The organism is Enterococcus sp. DIV1368d (assembly GCF_050542975.1).
Taxonomy (GTDB): Bacteria; Bacillota; Bacilli; order Lactobacillales; family Enterococcaceae; genus Enterococcus_D; species Enterococcus_D casseliflavus.
Map to the genome: position 1 here is coordinate 2,146,812 of NZ_CP172939.1, position 17,059 is coordinate 2,163,870.

At 43.0% G+C, this 17,059-nt stretch carries 15 protein-coding genes and 1 other annotated feature; of the genes, 8 read left to right on the plus strand and 7 right to left on the minus strand.

What is annotated here, in order from left to right; all coding sequences use genetic code 11:
- The first annotated feature begins 4 nt into the window (after nucleotides 1-4).
- The 4 genes from IGJ44_RS09955 to IGJ44_RS09970 are packed head-to-tail and all read left to right on the plus strand — an operon-like array spanning nucleotide 5 to nucleotide 3,239.
- Nucleotides 5-628, plus strand: a complete 624-nt coding sequence (locus IGJ44_RS09955) for a YkoF family thiamine/hydroxymethylpyrimidine-binding protein (protein WP_081116616.1) — start codon at nucleotides 5-7, stop codon at nucleotides 626-628.
- Nucleotides 621-1,223, plus strand: a complete 603-nt coding sequence (locus tag IGJ44_RS09960) for an ECF transporter S component (protein ID WP_081116615.1) — start codon at nucleotides 621-623, stop codon at nucleotides 1,221-1,223. The genes IGJ44_RS09955 and IGJ44_RS09960 overlap by 8 nt, the downstream gene beginning before the upstream one ends.
- The gene (locus tag IGJ44_RS09965; RefSeq protein WP_142968224.1) at nucleotides 1,220-2,632 is read left to right on the plus strand and encodes an ABC transporter ATP-binding protein; all 1,413 of its coding nucleotides are present in this window, start codon (nucleotides 1,220-1,222) and stop codon (nucleotides 2,630-2,632) included. The genes IGJ44_RS09960 and IGJ44_RS09965 overlap by 4 nt, the downstream gene beginning before the upstream one ends.
- Entirely contained in the window at nucleotides 2,559-3,239 is a 681-nt protein-coding gene (locus tag IGJ44_RS09970; RefSeq protein WP_081116613.1) for an energy-coupling factor transporter transmembrane component T, read from the plus strand. The genes IGJ44_RS09965 and IGJ44_RS09970 overlap by 74 nt, the downstream gene beginning before the upstream one ends.
- Before the next feature lie 62 nt (nucleotides 3,240-3,301).
- Here IGJ44_RS09970 and IGJ44_RS09975 read toward each other — a convergent pair whose 3' ends face one another.
- A complete protein-coding gene (locus tag IGJ44_RS09975) occupies nucleotides 3,302-3,820 on the minus strand; it encodes a S24/S26 family peptidase (RefSeq protein ID WP_167827059.1) in 519 nt (172 codons plus the stop codon).
- Between the two features lie 307 nt (nucleotides 3,821-4,127).
- Between IGJ44_RS09975 and IGJ44_RS09980 the strand changes: the two genes are divergently transcribed.
- The 3 genes from IGJ44_RS09980 to proS all read left to right on the plus strand — a co-directional run bounded on the left by IGJ44_RS09980 (nucleotide 4,128) and on the right by proS (nucleotide 7,616).
- On the plus strand, nucleotides 4,128-5,279 hold the full coding sequence (locus IGJ44_RS09980) for a hypothetical protein (protein WP_430605683.1): 1,152 nt from the start codon (nucleotides 4,128-4,130) through the stop codon (nucleotides 5,277-5,279).
- A gap of 24 nt (nucleotides 5,280-5,303) precedes the next feature.
- On the plus strand, nucleotides 5,304-5,840 hold the full coding sequence (locus IGJ44_RS09985) for a hypothetical protein (protein WP_430605684.1): 537 nt from the start codon (nucleotides 5,304-5,306) through the stop codon (nucleotides 5,838-5,840).
- 96 nt (nucleotides 5,841-5,936) lie between these two features.
- Nucleotides 5,937-6,141: a binding site (T-box leader), on the plus strand.
- 41 nt (nucleotides 6,142-6,182) lie between these two features.
- Nucleotides 6,183-7,616, plus strand: a complete 1,434-nt coding sequence (gene proS, locus IGJ44_RS09990; protein ID WP_142968228.1) for a proline--tRNA ligase — start codon at nucleotides 6,183-6,185, stop codon at nucleotides 7,614-7,616.
- Between the two features lie 45 nt (nucleotides 7,617-7,661).
- On the opposite strand, the gene IGJ44_RS09995 is transcribed toward proS, so the two are convergent.
- The 6 genes from IGJ44_RS09995 to IGJ44_RS10020 all read right to left on the minus strand — a co-directional run bounded on the left by IGJ44_RS09995 (nucleotide 7,662) and on the right by IGJ44_RS10020 (nucleotide 14,506).
- Complete coding sequence (locus IGJ44_RS09995) at nucleotides 7,662-8,666, minus strand: lipoate--protein ligase (protein ID WP_167827061.1); 1,005 nt, start codon at nucleotides 8,664-8,666, stop codon at nucleotides 7,662-7,664.
- 18 nt (nucleotides 8,667-8,684) lie between these two features.
- Entirely contained in the window at nucleotides 8,685-9,425 is a 741-nt protein-coding gene (locus tag IGJ44_RS10000) for an MBL fold metallo-hydrolase (protein ID WP_060793059.1), read from the minus strand.
- Between the two features lie 206 nt (nucleotides 9,426-9,631).
- The gene (locus IGJ44_RS10005; RefSeq protein ID WP_240934886.1) at nucleotides 9,632-10,417 is read right to left on the minus strand and encodes a DUF975 family protein; all 786 of its coding nucleotides are present in this window, start codon (nucleotides 10,415-10,417) and stop codon (nucleotides 9,632-9,634) included.
- A 9-nt stretch (nucleotides 10,418-10,426) separates the two neighbouring features.
- Nucleotides 10,427-11,509 (minus strand): M42 family metallopeptidase, encoded by a 1,083-nt coding sequence (locus tag IGJ44_RS10010; protein WP_010749523.1) that lies wholly within the window; start codon nucleotides 11,507-11,509, stop codon nucleotides 10,427-10,429.
- Nucleotides 11,510-11,697: 188 nt separating this feature from the next.
- Complete coding sequence (locus IGJ44_RS10015) at nucleotides 11,698-13,752, minus strand: FtsX-like permease family protein (RefSeq protein WP_060793061.1); 2,055 nt, start codon at nucleotides 13,750-13,752, stop codon at nucleotides 11,698-11,700.
- Nucleotides 13,742-14,506, minus strand: coding sequence for an ABC transporter ATP-binding protein (locus IGJ44_RS10020; RefSeq protein WP_005229848.1), 765 nt, complete (start codon nucleotides 14,504-14,506; stop codon nucleotides 13,742-13,744). The genes IGJ44_RS10015 and IGJ44_RS10020 overlap by 11 nt, the downstream gene beginning before the upstream one ends.
- A gap of 287 nt (nucleotides 14,507-14,793) precedes the next feature.
- On the opposite strand from IGJ44_RS10020, the gene nrdD reads away from it, so the two are divergent.
- Nucleotides 14,794-16,989, plus strand: coding sequence for an anaerobic ribonucleoside-triphosphate reductase (nrdD, locus tag IGJ44_RS10025; protein WP_081116412.1), 2,196 nt, complete (start codon nucleotides 14,794-14,796; stop codon nucleotides 16,987-16,989).
- The last annotated feature ends 70 nt before the right edge of the window (nucleotides 16,990-17,059 follow it).

Consider the following 17,059-nt stretch of genomic DNA (forward strand, 5'->3'; position numbering starts at 1 on the left):
GAAAATGACAAATGAACCAATCGCCTGTACCGCAGGCGGGATCGATATCACTGGGTGCCGAGTAAGTTTGTACCCCATGAAAGACCACTTTGCGCAACAAATCGTAACGAGCATTGAGCGGACGGATACAACAGCTGTTTGGCAGCAAACCGATCTGTTCAGCACCCTTTTCCGAGGGGAAGCCCCAAGTGTTGTCGATGCGGCAGCTGGGCTATTTATCAACGCTTACGAATCCAAGACACACCTCGTGGGTGAGTTTACTTTTTCCAAGGGCTGTCCTGGCGATTCTGCAGGTGACGCGTTTTTGAATGGAGAACAGGCACAACCCAATAAAGCAAGCAATCTTGTAAATGGTACGTTTGACGTGGATTGCAAATATTCGTTTTATGTATTTGGGGAAAACAATTATATGGAAGAAATCGCCACCATCGTCCAACTGGCAGAAACCTATGGTCTGGCGCCTCGCTCCGCCCATTATGTCACGATGCTGACGGGAACGGCCAACCAACTCTTTGGGTATTTTGAAGCGGCATTAGCGTATGCCCATGACCATCTTCCCCATTATGTGTTAGAAGCAACGGTCTCAGTCAACAGTCCTTCCAAAAAGAAGGCGGTGTCGCATGACTAAATGGGTCTTAAAAGATGTCATTATGGTGGGGATCGCTTCGTTGATTTTTGGCGTGATCTATTTGGGCGCTGTTCATTTTGGGCTGTTGTTAGGTACGCTTTTAACCCCCTTTGGTTTGTCTGTTTTAGCAAATGAGTTTATTTTCGGGGTTTGGTTCATGGCAGCGGCTTTTGCTGGCTATGTGCTGCGCAAACCGGGCGCAGCGACGATCACTGAGATGATCGCCGCACTTTTAGAAGTGTTTATGGGGAATTTTTATGGACCGATTATTTTTATCAGTGGGTTTGTACAAGGGATTGGAACAGAAGCTGGCTTTGCATTGGGTGGCTACCGTCGCTATGGCTGGTTCCCTTTGCTCACTGGTGCCATTGGCGCCACGATCACGAGTTTTCTTTGGGGGATCATTCGGTCAAATTTCGTTGACTTGCAATGGCAGTTGTTGGTGGTGATTTTTATTATTCGCTTGCTTTCTTCTTTATTCTTTTCCGCCTTTTTGGTGAAGATCGTCTGTGACCATCTGACACGCATGGGCGTTCTCAACAGTTACCCGATTGCTGAAGACCAAACCATTAGCGCCAAACGAGAAGCGGCATGAGTCTGCTCGTGAAAAACGGCTGCTTTTTCGTGGATCAAAAACGGCTTGATCTGACACTGTCTTTAGCCCCCGGAGAAACAAAAGGAATCTATGGTGCTTCAGGAACAGGAAAAAGCACTCTTTTCCACCTCTTAGCGGGGCTTAACGAGAAAGGGTTTGAGGAAGGAACCTATACGATCGATGACCGAACGCTAAACCAGCTTTCCATTCGAGAAAGAAGCACGTCGATCAGCTTACTGTTTCAAAATCCTGATATGCAATTTTGTATGGCTACTCCTCGAGAAGAACTACTGTTTTGTCTTGAAAATCAATGTACTCCCCAAGCCGACATGCCAATAAAAGTAGCGGAAGCCTTGACGTTTTGCGAGATCAGCCATCTTGCCGATCAGCCCTTTACGACTCTGTCTGGCGGTGAAAAACAGTTAGTAGCATTGGCTTGTTGTCTGATTTTAAAGAGTCGCTACTTGCTTTTGGATGAACCATTTGCCAATTTGGACGCCGACACAAGTCAAAAAGTCATTCGAAAACTGCGACAGCTCCAAAAGCAACATGCCATTGGCATCTTACTGATCGACCATCAAATCAAAGAAACTGCTGACTGGGTAGCTGAGTGGCTGCTGATTGAAGAAGGGTTCAGATCCGTCGATCAAGAAAAGATGCGCACACTCGATCAGGAGCTGCGCAGGTCACTACCGCCTGTTGAGATTAAGAAACTTTCTGCAAAAGAGCGGCTATCTTTTCAAGATTTTCGCCTGCCGATCCGTAACCAAGCGATTGTTTTTCCGAATCTTACCTTTGATAGTGGGGCAATGATTGGGCTTACCGGACGTAGCGGCAGCGGCAAATCTTCTTTTTTAAAAGCGATCTTGCAGCAGCAGGCGTACTCAGGAACCATTCGCCTGTGCGGGGATCCGATCAAGAAGCATCCCTCCCCTTTTCGGTCCATCAGCTGGATCATGCAAAATCCGCAGGATCAGTTTTTGGCTGCTACAGTGGCACAGGAGCTTAGCCAAGGACGTGCAGCGACCGAGAGTGACAAATTGCTGGAAAAATTGCGACTGCAAAACAAGAGCACTCAGTCCCCTTTTCTACTCAGCCAAGGCCAGCAAAGACGCTTGGCAGTAGCAGCTTTATTGCAGCGACCAGTCAAATTACTGTTGGTGGATGAACCGACCTATGGCCAAGATGTCAAGCAAGCTTGGCAGGTCATGCAGCTGTTAGCCGAAAAAGCCGCAAGTGGCACCTTAGTGTTGATCGTCAGTCACGATGTCTTATTATTGGAAGCATTTTGTTCACAAATCATTGATTTTAATCATTATGAAAAGGAGGACATAGATGCGCACCCTCAACCCGACAGTCAAGTTATTCGCCATTTTAGGACTCGCCTTACTGGTTTCTTTTCAAAATAATTTCAGATTGAATCTGCTACTCTGTGTCCTGTTCTTTGCTGTTTCTGTAAACGAACGCTCTTTGAAAAAAAGCCTTTTGCTTGTTTCTGCATTGACCTTGGCAGCTGTGGGGGTCTTTTTCACCGGACTCCTTTACTACCAGGACAACCAAGGTGGCTCCTCCTCAGCAGCAGCTATGCGCTATGGACTTGACATGGCGAGCCGTATCTATTGCTTTGGTATGTTGGGCAGTTCTTTCAGTGTATCGACCACGATCAATGAGCTGATTTATTCGCTTCAGCAACAGCTGCGACTCCCCGCCGTTTTTGCCTATGGTCTGCTCGCTGCGTTTCAAATTGCGCCCATCATTCCAGCCGAGTATCAGAATATCCGTAATAGCATGCGTTCTAGAGGAATCCCTGTCAATCCATTTTCATTCAAGATGCTGATCCCTTTACTGGTCAAATCGATTCGTTGGTCTGAGCTCTTGGCGACTGCGATGCTTTCAAGAGGATTTGACAGCGAGGCAAAGCGAACCTACGCCAAGTCATTTCGCATCACTTTCGCCGATATGCTCTTTCTATCTTTTTGTCTGATAATCGGCCTCGCTGGAACCCTGATCTTATGAAGGGGAAAAAGAGAAAAAGCCAAAGAAACACTGCCGTTTCTTTGGCTTTTTCCTTCTTATGGCTAAGAGATGATTGATTTTTTTATGGATCCAGATTTGATTTGATAGAGCGTTACAAACAAGGTGGTCACTAAAATATACATTGCGAAAAGGAAATACATGTTTTTAAAAAGCTGGATCGTCGTTTGATTGAACCAAGCCCCTACTTTAGGGATATAAAAAATGGGTTGCCCAATCAATTGGCTTTTTTGGATTTCTTTTGGTTCCATCTGGCTTTGGTTATCACCGATCGCATAAAGCACCGATTGGTTTTCTCCCACTGCAACGATTCGCCGTGTGCGCATCTGTCTGCCGTGATCGACATAATAGGTCACTTCATTGCCAACGACCAAATTGTCTTCTGAAGCCTTTTTAACAAAAAGTAATGTCCCTTCGGAATAGGTAGGTTCCATTGCATCGCTGTTAACGATGGCCATTGTGAAACCAAACGCATGAGGAATCACGACCGCTAAAACAGAAATCAGCATAAACAGCAGTACAAAAAGCGAGAGCATGATACTTTGTTTTGGCAAAAGTTTCATTTTTTTTTCTCCTTCTAAGCCTCAGTTTCTTTTTCGATTCTATAACATAATTAATTTTTTTTCAAATATTTAAAAACGATTCATTGAATTTTTATGCGTATTTTTTCTGATTATTATTTGACATTATTTTACTATTTATATTATGCTAAAGGCGATTAAAAAACATAGGAGAAAAAGTATGCTTTTTTTAAATAACAAGTTCTTTTTAAAACGTTGGATTCCTTTTATCCTACTCGTTCTATTTTTGCTAGGAAGCATCGGTTTTTTTCTTATACTCTTCTTATCTCCTACTTCTGATAACCATACCGTGGAGAAGAAGGAAGATTGGATTTTTTATGCGGAAGACAATCCTGATTCTACTTTTATTAGCCGTTATGTGAAATATTTACCTAGCGTAAAAGCCAATGATCGATTTGTCATGCAGCGAAAAATGACCAATGAATACAAATATCCAACGATGCTACTGATTGGCGATCATCAACACATGACCGTCTATTTGGATGATCAAGAAATTTATACCAATGAAGCTGCCGAACATTCATTGACCTTCAACCATCCCGGAAAAACCTTATCTTTTATCACATTGCCAGAGGATTACGTTGGAAAAACGTTGAAGATCTACGTGACTAGTCCTTTCGACACCTATTCTGGCTTTCCAGCCGAAGTCTTTTTCGGTCCTGCCAATGCATTGATCGGTTATGTTTTTAGTCTTTCAATTTTGAATATCTATATCCTCTTATTTACCGGATTTATTTGTATCCTTAATTTATTTTATCTCTTCGTTTCTTTTATCAACCAAAGAAAGCTGAAAGTATCTTCCATTTTATTCAGTGGCTTTGCCTTAAGTGCAGGTTTAGAAGCCGGCTTCGGGGATCTGCTAGGCGGACTGCTTTTTTCTCCCATCGTGAATTCATTTATGTTAAATTTTCTTTCGATTATTACGCCCATGTTTTTGATTGGGTTTTACTACACAAACATGCACTTCGTACGTAAGTATTATCAGAAATGGTTGTTTGTTCACTACTCCTTCGGGATCTTTGCCATGTTTCTGGCACTTTTTCAAAAACAAAGTTTGCCTGTCGTCATGAACTATCTGTTTTTATTAAATATCACCAGCACCTTTGTGACTTCGTTTGCGGCGATTTATGAGGCGTTAAAAAAGAATCAATTTTATGTCCTTTGTGCACCTTGGATCGTTGTCGCGGCAATCGGTCATGGGTTCTTGTATATCCAGGATATTTTAGTCCTCCCGCAATCTGACATCAATTGGCGCTCGATCATCTTTTTCTTACTGATACTTATTTTTACTTGTTATGGGTTCCTCGAACTCTTTTTTGCCAGTGAAGGCAAAAATAAGCAGATCGACACGGCAGACATCAAAGTGCGATTGTATGAAAATCAGCAAGCGATCGGTCCAGATCAAACGGCACAATGGCAGCAAGTTTTACAAACCATCTAAAAGAGAACCCATACCGTTAAGGACATGTTAGAAGATGAACAACTAGCGGCTGCGTATGAAGGTCTTTGCGAGATTGAAGAAGAAATCAAGCAGCAGCTAACGATCCCTGCGGTTGAAAAAGAATCGATCACGACGATGCTGCTTGCTGATTATCAACACACCGCCGCTCAAAAAAGGATCACGCTTACCTGCGATGACCTCACGGAACCACTGGAACGATTGGAAGAAAATGATCGTCTGTCCTTGATCGCCCATTGCTTAGAGTACGCCATCCGCTACACCTGTTCGGTCACAGATCCTCAAAATCGCAGGCTTTCGTTGAAAGTGACTGACACAAAAGAACAGCTGCATATCGACTGTCAAATGCCGCTTTTAACAGAGGATGAGGCAGAAAAACTGCAAACTGACGAAGCAAAACGACAGGCGATCCATACCGATGTGCAAATGCTGGAACAAATTTGTCTTGTCTATCAAGGAAGTCTGCGTATCGAGGATTCAGATGGTTTTCATTTTTTGCGTTTGACACTTGCCGCTAAAGCGGATCTGCTGTCTTTTGACTGACTGCCTTTTCTCCGATACGTTAAACGGTCTATTTTAAGAAAAAGCGAAAAAACTCTTGCTTTTTTCGCTTTTTCGCTTTAGCATGATAAAGAACAGCAACAAGCATTGGAATAGTAATTTTATGATGGTCTTAGAGAGTCGATGGTAGCTGAAAAATCGACACCCGCTGATAAAATGAACCTACCCAATGGCAATGACCGCAAAACGGTCGGTGGAAAGGCCTTATCCTTTACGAGTTGGATTATCCCTATTGATAATCAACAAAGGTGGTACCGCGAAATCCAAGCATTTCGTCCTTTTTTAGGACGAGATGCTTTTTTATTTTTTTAAGGAGGAAAAACAATGACACAAAAAAATGATTTTACAGAATGGTATATCCAAACGATCCAAAAAGCCGAATTAATGGCTTACTCCCCAGTGAAAGGTTCCATTATTTTCCGTCCTGACGGTTTCGAACTTTGGGAACATATTCAAGAGGAGTTCAATCGTTTCTTGAAAAAAGAAGGCATTCGCAATGCATACTTCCCAATGCTGATTCCGCAAAATTTCTTTATGAAGGAAGCGGATCATATCGAAGGCTTTGCCCCTGAATTACCTTGGGTCACAGAAGTCGGCAACGAAAAACTGGAAGAACCTTTGGCCTTGCGTCCAACCTCAGAAACCATGATCGGCTCTGCCTTTTCTGATTGGATCAACTCCTACCGTGACCTGCCTTATGAAATCAATCAATGGGCAAACGTCTTTCGTTGGGAAAAGAAAACACTGCCTTTCTTGCGTACCTCAGAGTTTTTATGGCAAGAAGGTCATACCGCTCACGAAAATGAAGAAGATGCTCGTCAACGCACCATGAAAGTCTTAGATGAATATGCCCGCCTTTGCGAAGAATTTCTAGCGATCCCTGTTTATCGTGGACAAAAAACCCCATCTGAGCGCTTTGCGGGGGCAGTAGATACGTATTCGATCGAAGCGATGATGAAAGACGGCAAAGCAGTCCAAGCAGGAACCAGCCACTACATGGGGACAAAATTTGCTGAAGCATTTGATATTACGTATTTAACGAAAGAAAACAAGCATACCCATGCCCACACAACCTCTTGGGGTGTCTCTACCCGCTTGTTAGGTGCCTTGATCATGACCCATGGCGATGAAAATGGTTTAGTTTTCCCACCAACCATTGCACCAACCCAAGTTGTGTTGTTACCAGTCGGTCCTTGGAAAAAGAATCCAGCCATCTTAGAAAAATTAGAAGAACTGTATGCCAACTTTAAAGCCAAGGGCATTCGTGTTCGTTTGGATGATTCTGATAACTCACCTGGCTATAAATTCAATGAATGGGAACTAAAAGGCGCTTGCTTGCGAATCGAATGTGGCCCAAGAGATTTAGAAGCTGGCAAAGTCATGGTCAAAGTCCGTGACCTACCTGACAAGCAAACGGTGGCGCTTGAGGAATTAGAAGCGTTTGTTGACCAAGAATTACAAGCAATGACTCCACGTTTATTAGCAGCTGCGAAGGAACGAAACAAAGAAAATGAGTATACCAACATCGATACATTGGATGAACTAAAAGCCCATATCGAAACGTGCAAACAAGAAGACAAAGTGACTGGTTTTGTTTTGATCGGTTGGGACGGCTCGGAAGAAACCGAAGCCAAAATCAAAGAAGAAACTGGCTTTACTACCCGAAACATTCCGTTTGAAGCGCCAATGGAAAAAACGGTCGATATCGTCAGCGGGAAACCTGCCAAACACACCGTTTGGATCGCCCGCGCATACTAATAAAAAACGAAGCAGCCAGATGGAAAAGGCTGCTTCGTTTTTTATTTAATAAATCAATGAAAGAAAATCTTCAGTCGTGATGTTGCCAAAATATTTTTTGACATCAATGTTGACAATGACTTGTGCCAAATCTTCTTTGGCATAACGAGTACCGATCAGTGCTTGTTCTACATCTGCAATGTCCCCTAGGCCGAAAAAGTCGCCAAAGATTTTGGCATCTGTGATTTTTCCTTCTGCCACATTTAAACGAACTTCGATGGAGCCGATCGGGAATCGATGACGACGTTCTATATCAAAGGCTGGTGATTTGCCGTAATTCCAATCCCAGTTACGATAATACTTATCGGAAATCTCATTGATCTTGACCCAATCCTCTTCTGTTAGTTCATAGGTTTTGACGTCTTCCACGGAATCGACACCAAAAATCTTCAATAAGATTTCTTGACGGAACTCTTCAGTCGTCATGTCTTGCTTCTCTTTTGGCAAGAATGGTTTGATGTTGGTCACTCTTGAACGGATCGATTTGATGCCTTTTGATTCGATTTTGTCTTTACGGACTTTCAAGGCGTTGACTACTTCATTGATGTCACTGTCAAACATGATCGTGCCATGAGCAAACATCCGACCATTTGTTGCGTACATCGCATTCCCAGAAAACTTCATGTCATTGATCACAAGGTCGTTGCGGCCTTTTAGTTGCGCCCCTTCAACCCCCATCTCATGTAAAGCTTGGACGATTGGTTTGGTCAGTTTTTCAAAATCTCTGAAAGAATTCCCATCGTCAGGCATAATAAAGCTGAAATTCAAGTTTCCGAAATCATGATAGACTGCACCGCCGCCGCTGAAACGACGAACGACATGGATCCCATGTTCATCCACATATTCCTTATTGATCTCTTCGATCGTATTTTGATTGCGTCCAATGATAATCGATGGTTCATTAATGTAAAAAAGTAAGATTGGTTCATCCACTTTCATTTCTTGAAGAAGAAAAATCTCGATGGCTAAATTGATGCGTGGGTCATTCAGTTCGTTCGGTACAAAAAGCATACTATTCGTTCCTCCTAATTAGATGATTTCAATTATTTTTTGAACAGCCGCCAATTCAACGGGGATCCCATTGGCAGCTAGTGCAGCCTCTTCTCGTAACTGTTCTAAATCACCGTGTTGCGGCAAATGCGTCAACATTAATTTTTTTACCTGCGCCGCATGGGCAATCTCCCCTGCTTCTTTTGACGTAAAATGAGCCTTGTGCCGCTCATTGCCTGCAAAAAGATAGGTATCTGCCAAAAACAGGTCAGCTCCTTGTGCAAACGGAACAAAAGATTCTAAGTAGCCAGAATCGCCTGTAAAAACAAAAACCTTGCCTGTGCTTTTCTCAACAAATCGCATGGCATAGCAAGTGACTGGATGGATCGTTTTCATAAAGGTAATGGTAAACGGGCCCAATTCCAATGACTCCGTTTGGAGGTAATCAATTCCTTGTGTCACTCCAGGCATCGTCAGGCTTTCAAAATGAACAGTGTCCTCCCCATGTCCGTAGATCGGCAAAACCTGGCGTTCTTCGTTTCCTGGATATAATTGCCAATAGTATTGCAATACGCCTAGATCCGCAATATGATCGTGATGGTAATGCGTCAGAATCACTGCATCTAAGTCTAAGGGATCAAGGATTTTTTCTAGTTGGACCAAGGTGGTGCTTCCCGCATCAAGCAGCAAATGAAAGCCTTCCGACTCAACTAAATAGCCAGTAGTCCCTTCACCATTATACGGATAGGCACCTAAACAACCTAAGACAGTTATTTTCACTTGTGTTTCCTCCTCTTTGGCTCAAGCTGGTTTTCTACTTCTTTTATGCTATCACATCTCAGCTGATTTGACTAAAATCCGACCATTTTTTTGCAAAAAAAGAGCGAGAAAACGAGAAAAAAACGACGTCTATTGGTAGAACCCTATGAATGAGTTTTTTACTCTATCTGCAGGGAGCCAGACCAATGGGCCATCGTCTTTTTTGTTTATCTGATCAGCGCTCGTTGTTCATTGATCAATTCCTCATAAAATACTGCATTAACTGCATAAGCGTAGGCGTTTGCCCATAGCATACCGATCATCAGTGCCAAAAAGCCGAGAATAAACCAACCAATCAATGATAGCTGTAGCCAAATGTATTGACCCAGATGTGGACGCAAGAGCGCAAAGGCCACTTTAATTGACTGAAGAACCCCTAATTCCGGTTGATCATAGCGCAGATAGATCGCTAATTGGATCACACCAGTAACGACTTGTGACAAAAAGAAGAACAAAATGATGGCGAGAAAAGTCCCGAGTACAAAAGCTAGGGAGCCATTAAACATCGCCAAATCAATAGAGATTCCCCGATTAAAATTGAATACCAAGTCCAAATATTGATTAAGGCCTGATAAGACAAATTGCGGCAAGAAAATCGCAAAGCTTAAAAGATAGTTTAAGAAGGTACTCACCAAATTTAATAGCAAAAACGGCACATAGAATCGTTTATCAAATACGAGAAAAATATCCGCCACCTTGATTCCTCTGCCACGAACCAGATAGAGTGCCATGATACTCAATGCTACTGAAAACGCAAAGAAGACAAAATTGTCCAAAATAAAATCAAGCCAATTTCCTGCGTTGGTTGTCCCTACGGAAGAGCCTAAACTACTGAACAGTGAATTGACGACCGCTTGTACAGCAACCGTCGCTAAAATACTTAAGACGAACGTTCCCCAGAATCCGCGCAAGGAGTTTTTAGCTGTCTCTCGAATCATTGTATTTGATCTCATAGACTCACCTTAATAGCTACGCAATGCTTTAACGGTCTTATCGTCTAAGCGGCGAACCACTTCCGTTACAAGCTTGACTGTATTGAAGTAATCATCCTCATGAATGACAGAAGTATGAGAATGCAGGTAACGAACTGGCACGGTAATAGCGATCGAAGGGACCCCATCACGAGTCAAATGCATTTGACCAGCATCGGTTCCTCCACCAGTGATTACGGTATATTGGAAAGGAATTTCCATCTCTTCTGCGACATCGATCACAAAATTCAATAATTTCTTGTGAGGAATCATGGAAGCATCGAAAATCAGGACTTGTGGGCCTTTGCCTAACACAGAATCCGCTTCTTTTGGTGTCATTCCAGGTGTGTCCCCAGCGGTACCAGTATCTAGTGCGATCGCGATATCGGGATTCACTAAGTGAGTGCTTGTTCGCGCCCCTCTTAGGCCAACTTCTTCCATCACGTCACTGCCAGCAAACAAGCAGTTGGGATGTCCTTCTGCTGCCAAGGTTTCTAATACCCGCAGTGATACCGCCGTACCGATGCGATTGTCCCATGCTTTGGCTAATAAAAATTTGCTGTCGTTCATCCGTTTGTATTGGATATAAGGGGTGATCATATCTCCCGGACGGATCCCCCAGCCTTTGGCTTCTTCTTCACTTGAAGCGCCGATATCAATGAACATATCTTTGATATCATACGGTTTATTTCGAGTCTCTGGACTCAAAACATGGGGTGGTTTTGAACCGACGACACCGTGGATCAATTTGCCTTCATTGGTTTTGATCTCGACTTGCTGTGCCAGCATCACTTGCCCCCACCAACCACCAAGGGTCTGGAATTCAATAAAGCCTTTTTCTGTGATTTTAGTTACCATAAAGCCGACTTCATCCATATGTCCCGATATAAAAATTTTCGGTCCACCGCCATCACCAACATGTTTGGCAATGACACTTCCTAAACCATCAAAAAAGATATCTTCAGCAAAGTCTTTGGCATATTCTTTAAAGACTTCACGCACTTCCTCCTCATTCCCAGGAACCCCACGTGCAGTCGTTAGGTCTATTAAAAGCTGTTCTTCTTTTTTCTCCATCTTGCTTCCTCCTTTGTCTCATTGATTATGATTATACCATTCTCTTAATCTGGTGCCAGAGGGAAATACAAAAAGATTGGTTAAATGAAAAAACGATCCTCGTTTTGTAGTGATCCTCAAGATTAGATTTTTTGGTCTAACTTGTAAGGTTCGCTTCAATTCTAAGGATCGTTTTATCAAGAATTCAATCAAGTTTCAATTATTCGCAGACACAGCTTGACGGTAATCAAATAGGCAAATAGATAGACGACTGCTGCAACTGCCGCAAACAAATGAGCGACCCAATACCCAGGACTGTCGATGATTTGGGTGAAGGTATTGATGGCAAAGACGGCATGCAAGATCGCCAGTAGCGTACCTGGCATAAAAATCCAGATGTTTTGCCAGTAAACGAGTTTGCGTACTTCTTTTCGGGTGTAACCTAGTTTGGTCAATAATCGGTAATTGTGTTTCTCCCGCTCGGTATTTGAAAATTGCCGAACGATCAAACTGCTGGATGTCGTGATCAAAACGATCACACCTACAAATAATGACACAAACAAAACGATTCCTGCTTGCCGCCGCACGCCGCGCATCGTTGTAAAACGATTCGCTAAGGTCAGTCGATATGCGGTCATCTGGTTATTCTCACTGGTGGAATCTCGGGCAGTCTCTGGATAAAAACGCACGCTTTTTTGGTCATCGCTAAACTCATAGGTCAAAGGATGCGTCCACTCAATCGGCAGCTCTTCATCTAGCAGCTGAGTCAAGCTCTCCGTTTGCACCTTGTCTGTTTGTAAATAAGCAACGCTATAGGTGAAGCCCTCAACTTGCTGGTACGCATCATCTTGGATGACAAGGACATTCGGCAAGGAATAGCGCAAGGCAGAATCCCCAAAATAATCCTGTTCTGCTTGAATGAGTTTGAACGTATGTTGACTGCCGATTTTGACCTCATCGCGATAGGTGATAAACGAACGAGTCACATCGTATTGACTGTCAAAAAGCACCGCTTGTTTATCGGTACTCAGTTGAATCTCCGGGGCATCGGGAACCAGTTTTCGCAGACGCTGATAATCAGAAAAAGCGACCAGATTCACCATGATATTTTCAATATTTTCGTCTTGCAACTCTCCAAGGTAACGGGTTTGAACCGTCATATTGGTCATTTTATAGGGAATCGATTGTTCGGCAATAATCGGTGTATCGGCTTTTTCTAAAAGGTCCCGCAAGGTATCTGCCTGCTCTTCTGACACTTGAAAGGACGTTGGATAAATGCGGTTCGTTGCTTGATAGTTTAATGAGATGACCCCCATCGTTCCCCCGATCAGGGAGATTGCGATCGCTGTGATGATCGTCAAAAGCGCATAGCTTTTCCACGTTCTTTGCAAGTAAGCCCGCACGTTATTGTAAGCAATCAGTTTCGCCCCTTTGATAAGACGTTTTTTCGGCTTGCTCAAAAAATATAACAGTGCCGGTAACGAGCAATCAAAAAAAAGATAGGTTGCCGTCACACAACAAAACAGAATCAATAAAGGAATCCATAAAATTGCTGAAAAATCTTGTGTGTACGTGATATAGTTGGTCCAAGTTTCCCGCAGGGTCAAAGACAAATAGTAGCCTACCCCCAGTAGAATCAGACCTAGAACCCCCATTAATGAACGAAACGGGGTCATTTTCATTTTCTTGATCGGTAAGCGGTATTCAGTCTTAATCAGCTCACTCATTGGGGTACGCCATACAAAAAGGATCACTTGAATACTCAAAATAATCATCGCCGCGATAAAGACAAAAACCGTTGAAAAAATCGATTGGGGCGAATTAAAGAAATGACTCGTTAAATTCAAGCCCATCGCTCGAATCAAAATCATAGAAAAAAATTTCGAAAAAATAATCCCCATAAAGATGCCGGTCACTAAAGAGAAAAAGTTCAATAGAAACGTTTCCCGCAGCAACAGCCAAGCCAGACGACCTTGCCGCAGCCCCAAAAGCTGGTAAACACTGATTTCTTTTTGCCGCTGACTAAGAAAAAAATGATTGGCACTCAGCATAAAAAACAAGACGACAAAGGCAACCACACTGCTGCCGAATCCTAAAACCCCTTCAATGCGGATATCTTGCTGGACCCGTTGATTCAGCAGACGATCATTCATCAGGGCGTTAAAGGAATAAAAAATCATCACAGCGGTCATCATACAAATAAAGTACACCATATAGTTGCGAAACTGCCGCAAAAAACTCCGCCAGCCGATTTTAAACAACATGGCGCGGACCGCCTCCAATCGTTGCCTGCATATCGATGATTTTTTCAAAAAATTCCTGACGCCCGCCTTTTTTGACGACTTCTGCAAAGAAGACACCGTCTCGGATGAATAAAATTCGGTTGCAGTAGCTGGCGGTGAAAGGATCATGCGTGACCATCAAGATCGTCGTTTTTTCTTGTTGATTGATTTGCGCTAGATACCGTAACAATTCTGTTGCCGCTTTTGAATCAAGGGCTCCCGTGGGTTCATCAGCAAAAAGGACCGCCGGACGACTGATGATCGCCCGAGCAGCAGCGACCCTTTGTTTTTGCCCTACAGACAATTCTTCTGGGTAGCGATCTAACAAGTGCTCGATTCCTAACAAATTGGCCGTTTGTTCAATGCGCTCTTGGGTTTCACTTACGGGCAAACGATCAATGGCAAGGGGAAGCAAGATATTGTCTCTGGCAGTCAACGTCTCTAAAAGATTAAAGTCTTGAAAGATAAAACCGATCTGCTGACGACGAAAATCACTGAGGGCTTTTTCCGACATTCGGGTAATGTCTTTGCCATCGATATAGATCGAGCCTAAGCTAGGTCGCATGATTGAAGACAACAGATTCATCAAGGTCGTTTTCCCAGCGCCGCTGGGCCCCATGACCCCGACAAATTCTCCTTGATCCACTGCAAAAGAAAGGTTATCTAATACTTTGGTTTGATTGAAACGAGTGCCGTAACTTTTGGTCAGATGTTTCACATCAATCATATTTTTCACATAGAACCCTCCTTTAATAAAATTCTCTCCTTATGGTAGCATACTTTTTCATTGAATACTTCTGCTTCAAAACAGAGAAAAAATAAATTTAAAAAAGTTTTTTATTCATTATGTGAAACATGGAACAACCAAATCCTTAATCTTATCAGTTTTCTCAGAAAACACCCCAATGAATATACACCATATATTGTGCATATCCAATTTACCAACCCTTATTCACCACTATATATAGTTGCTCATTTCTACAATTTGTTTTATTATATTGAGGAAGATAAGGAGTGGTAGAAATGATGAACATTAAGAGAAATCCTGAGCAAGGGTTGGAAAGACAGTCCGCTTTGCGTCAGTTAAAAATCGTAAAACGTGATGGACGGCTTGTCGATTTTGATGATCAAAAAATTTACGATGCGTTAGTGAAAGCCCTAAGAAAAATCAACGGCGAGCTTTCTCCCATCGACCACGAAAAAATCACCGAGATCGTTGACAGTGTCGATCACGAGATCGCGGAACGTTTTCGTACGAATGTAAAAATCTATGAGATCCAAAATATCGTCGAGCATATCTTATTAGCAAAAAACGAGTATGCCTTGGCTGAAGAATATATCAACTATCGGACCCGTCGTGATTTCGAGCGCAGCAAAGCCACAGACATCAACTTTACGATCAACAAATTGATGAATAAAGATCAATCGGTCGTCAATGAGAATGCCAATAAAGATAGCAATGTGTTCAATACACAACGTGATTTGACCGCTGGGATCGTAGGAAAATCGATCGGTTTGAAAATGCTCCCTCCTCACGTGGCAAATGCTCACCAAAAAGGCGACATTCATTACCATGACTTGGATTATCATCCTTACACCCCAATGACCAACTGCTGCTTGATCGATTTTAAAGGCATGCTGAATAATGGGTTTAAAATTGGGAACGCCGAAGTGGAATCGCCAAAATCGATCCAAACGGCCACCGCTCAAATCTCACAAATCATTGCAAACGTAGCATCGAGTCAATATGGCGGCTGTTCTGCTGATCGAACAGATGAATTATTGGCTCCTTTTGCTGAGTTGAATTATCAAAAGCATCTAAAAGATGCCGAAGAATGGATCGAGGCACCTGAACGTCGAGAAGCTTACGCGAAGAGCAAAACACGCAAAGATATCTACGACGCAATGCAAAGTCTAGAATACGAAATCAATACGTTATTCACCTCGAACGGGCAAACGCCGTTTACTTCCCTTGGCTTTGGTTTAGGAACCAACTGGTTCGAACGGGAGATCCAACGAGCGATTCTCCAAATTCGCATCAACGGGTTAGGCAGTGAAAAGCGTACCGCTATTTTTCCAAAATTGATCTTTAGTATTCGCCGTGGCGTCAACTTGGCCCCTACCGATCCGAACTATGATATTAAAGAACTGGCTTTAGAGTGTGCCACCAAACGGATGTATCCTGATATTTTGAATTATGATAAATTGGTTGAATTGACCGGCAGCTTTAAAGTGCCGATGGGCTGTCGTTCTTTCTTGCAAGGCTGGAAAAACGAACGTGGTGAAGAAATCAATGTCGGTCGGATGAATCTAGGTGTCGTGACATTAAATATTCCCCGGATCGCCTTAGAAGCAAATGGTGATCAAGAAAAATTCTGGACGCTGCTGGAAGATCGTCTGCAAATCGTCAAGGATGCTCTTGTCTATCGGGTGGAGCGCTGTAAAGAAGCCAGCCCTGCGAATGCGCCGATCCTCTACATGTACGGAGCCTTTGGTGAACGTTTAGATCGCAAAGACAATGTAAATGAACTATTCAAAAACAAACGTGCTACTGTTTCTCTTGGATATATCGGTTTGTATGAAGCTGCTTCGGCTTTTTATGGTGGAACATGGGAACAAGATCCAGAAGCAAAAGCCTTTACCCTAGCGATCGTGAAAGAATTGAAAGCTCATGCTGATGCCTGGGGCGATGAATACGGCTATCATTTCAGCGTGTACTCAACGCCTAGTGAAAGCCTGACTGATCGTTTCTGCCGCTTGGATACCGAAAAATTCGGTGAAGTTGAAAACATTACCGACAAAGAATACTACACCAATAGCTTCCACTATGATGTGCGGAAAAATCCGACACCATTTGAAAAACTTGATTTTGAAAAAGAGTATCCAAAATACTGTTCTGGCGGGTTTATTCATTACTGCGAATACCCAGTCTTGCAGCAAAATCCAAAAGCGTTAGAAGCGGTTTGGGATTACGCTTATGATCGGGTCGCCTATCTTGGAACAAATACCCCTATCGACCACTGTTACGAGTGTGGGTATGAAGGAGACTTCAACCCAACCGAACGGGGCTTTGAATGTCCACAATGTGGCAATCATGACCCAAAAAGTTGTGACGTCGTCAAAAGAACCTGTGGGTATCTTGGAAATCCTCAAGCTCGTCCAATGGTCAATGGACGGCACAAAGAAATTTCTGCCCGGGTCAAACATTTGCAAGAATAAACGAAAAAGGAGTGCTAGAATTCTTCTACACTCCTTTTCTTGAAGACCAATCCCTGTAATTCATGATAGA

What these genes read in the sequence shown, in the direction of transcription:
- IGJ44_RS09955 (WP_081116616.1), top strand. Translation starts at nt 5, where the DNA reads ATGACAAATGAACCAATCGCCTGTACCGCAGGCGGGATCGATATCACT.
- IGJ44_RS09960 (WP_081116615.1), top strand. Translation starts at nt 621, where the DNA reads ATGACTAAATGGGTCTTAAAAGATGTCATTATGGTGGGGATCGCTTCG.
- IGJ44_RS09965 (WP_142968224.1), top strand. Translation starts at nt 1,220, where the DNA reads ATGAGTCTGCTCGTGAAAAACGGCTGCTTTTTCGTGGATCAAAAACGG.
- IGJ44_RS09970 (WP_081116613.1), top strand. Translation starts at nt 2,559, where the DNA reads ATGCGCACCCTCAACCCGACAGTCAAGTTATTCGCCATTTTAGGACTC.
- IGJ44_RS09975 (WP_167827059.1), bottom strand. Translation starts at nt 3,820, where the DNA reads ATGAAACTTTTGCCAAAACAAAGTATCATGCTCTCGCTTTTTGTACTG.
- IGJ44_RS09985 (WP_430605684.1), top strand. Translation starts at nt 5,304, where the DNA reads ATGTTAGAAGATGAACAACTAGCGGCTGCGTATGAAGGTCTTTGCGAG.
- proS (WP_142968228.1), top strand. Translation starts at nt 6,183, where the DNA reads ATGACACAAAAAAATGATTTTACAGAATGGTATATCCAAACGATCCAA.
- IGJ44_RS09995 (WP_167827061.1), bottom strand. Translation starts at nt 8,666, where the DNA reads ATGCTTTTTGTACCGAACGAACTGAATGACCCACGCATCAATTTAGCC.
- IGJ44_RS10005 (WP_240934886.1), bottom strand. Translation starts at nt 10,417, where the DNA reads ATGAGATCAAATACAATGATTCGAGAGACAGCTAAAAACTCCTTGCGC.
- IGJ44_RS10010 (WP_010749523.1), bottom strand. Translation starts at nt 11,509, where the DNA reads ATGGAGAAAAAAGAAGAACAGCTTTTAATAGACCTAACGACTGCACGT.
- IGJ44_RS10015 (WP_060793061.1), bottom strand. Translation starts at nt 13,752, where the DNA reads ATGTTGTTTAAAATCGGCTGGCGGAGTTTTTTGCGGCAGTTTCGCAAC.
- nrdD (WP_081116412.1), top strand. Translation starts at nt 14,794, where the DNA reads ATGATGAACATTAAGAGAAATCCTGAGCAAGGGTTGGAAAGACAGTCC.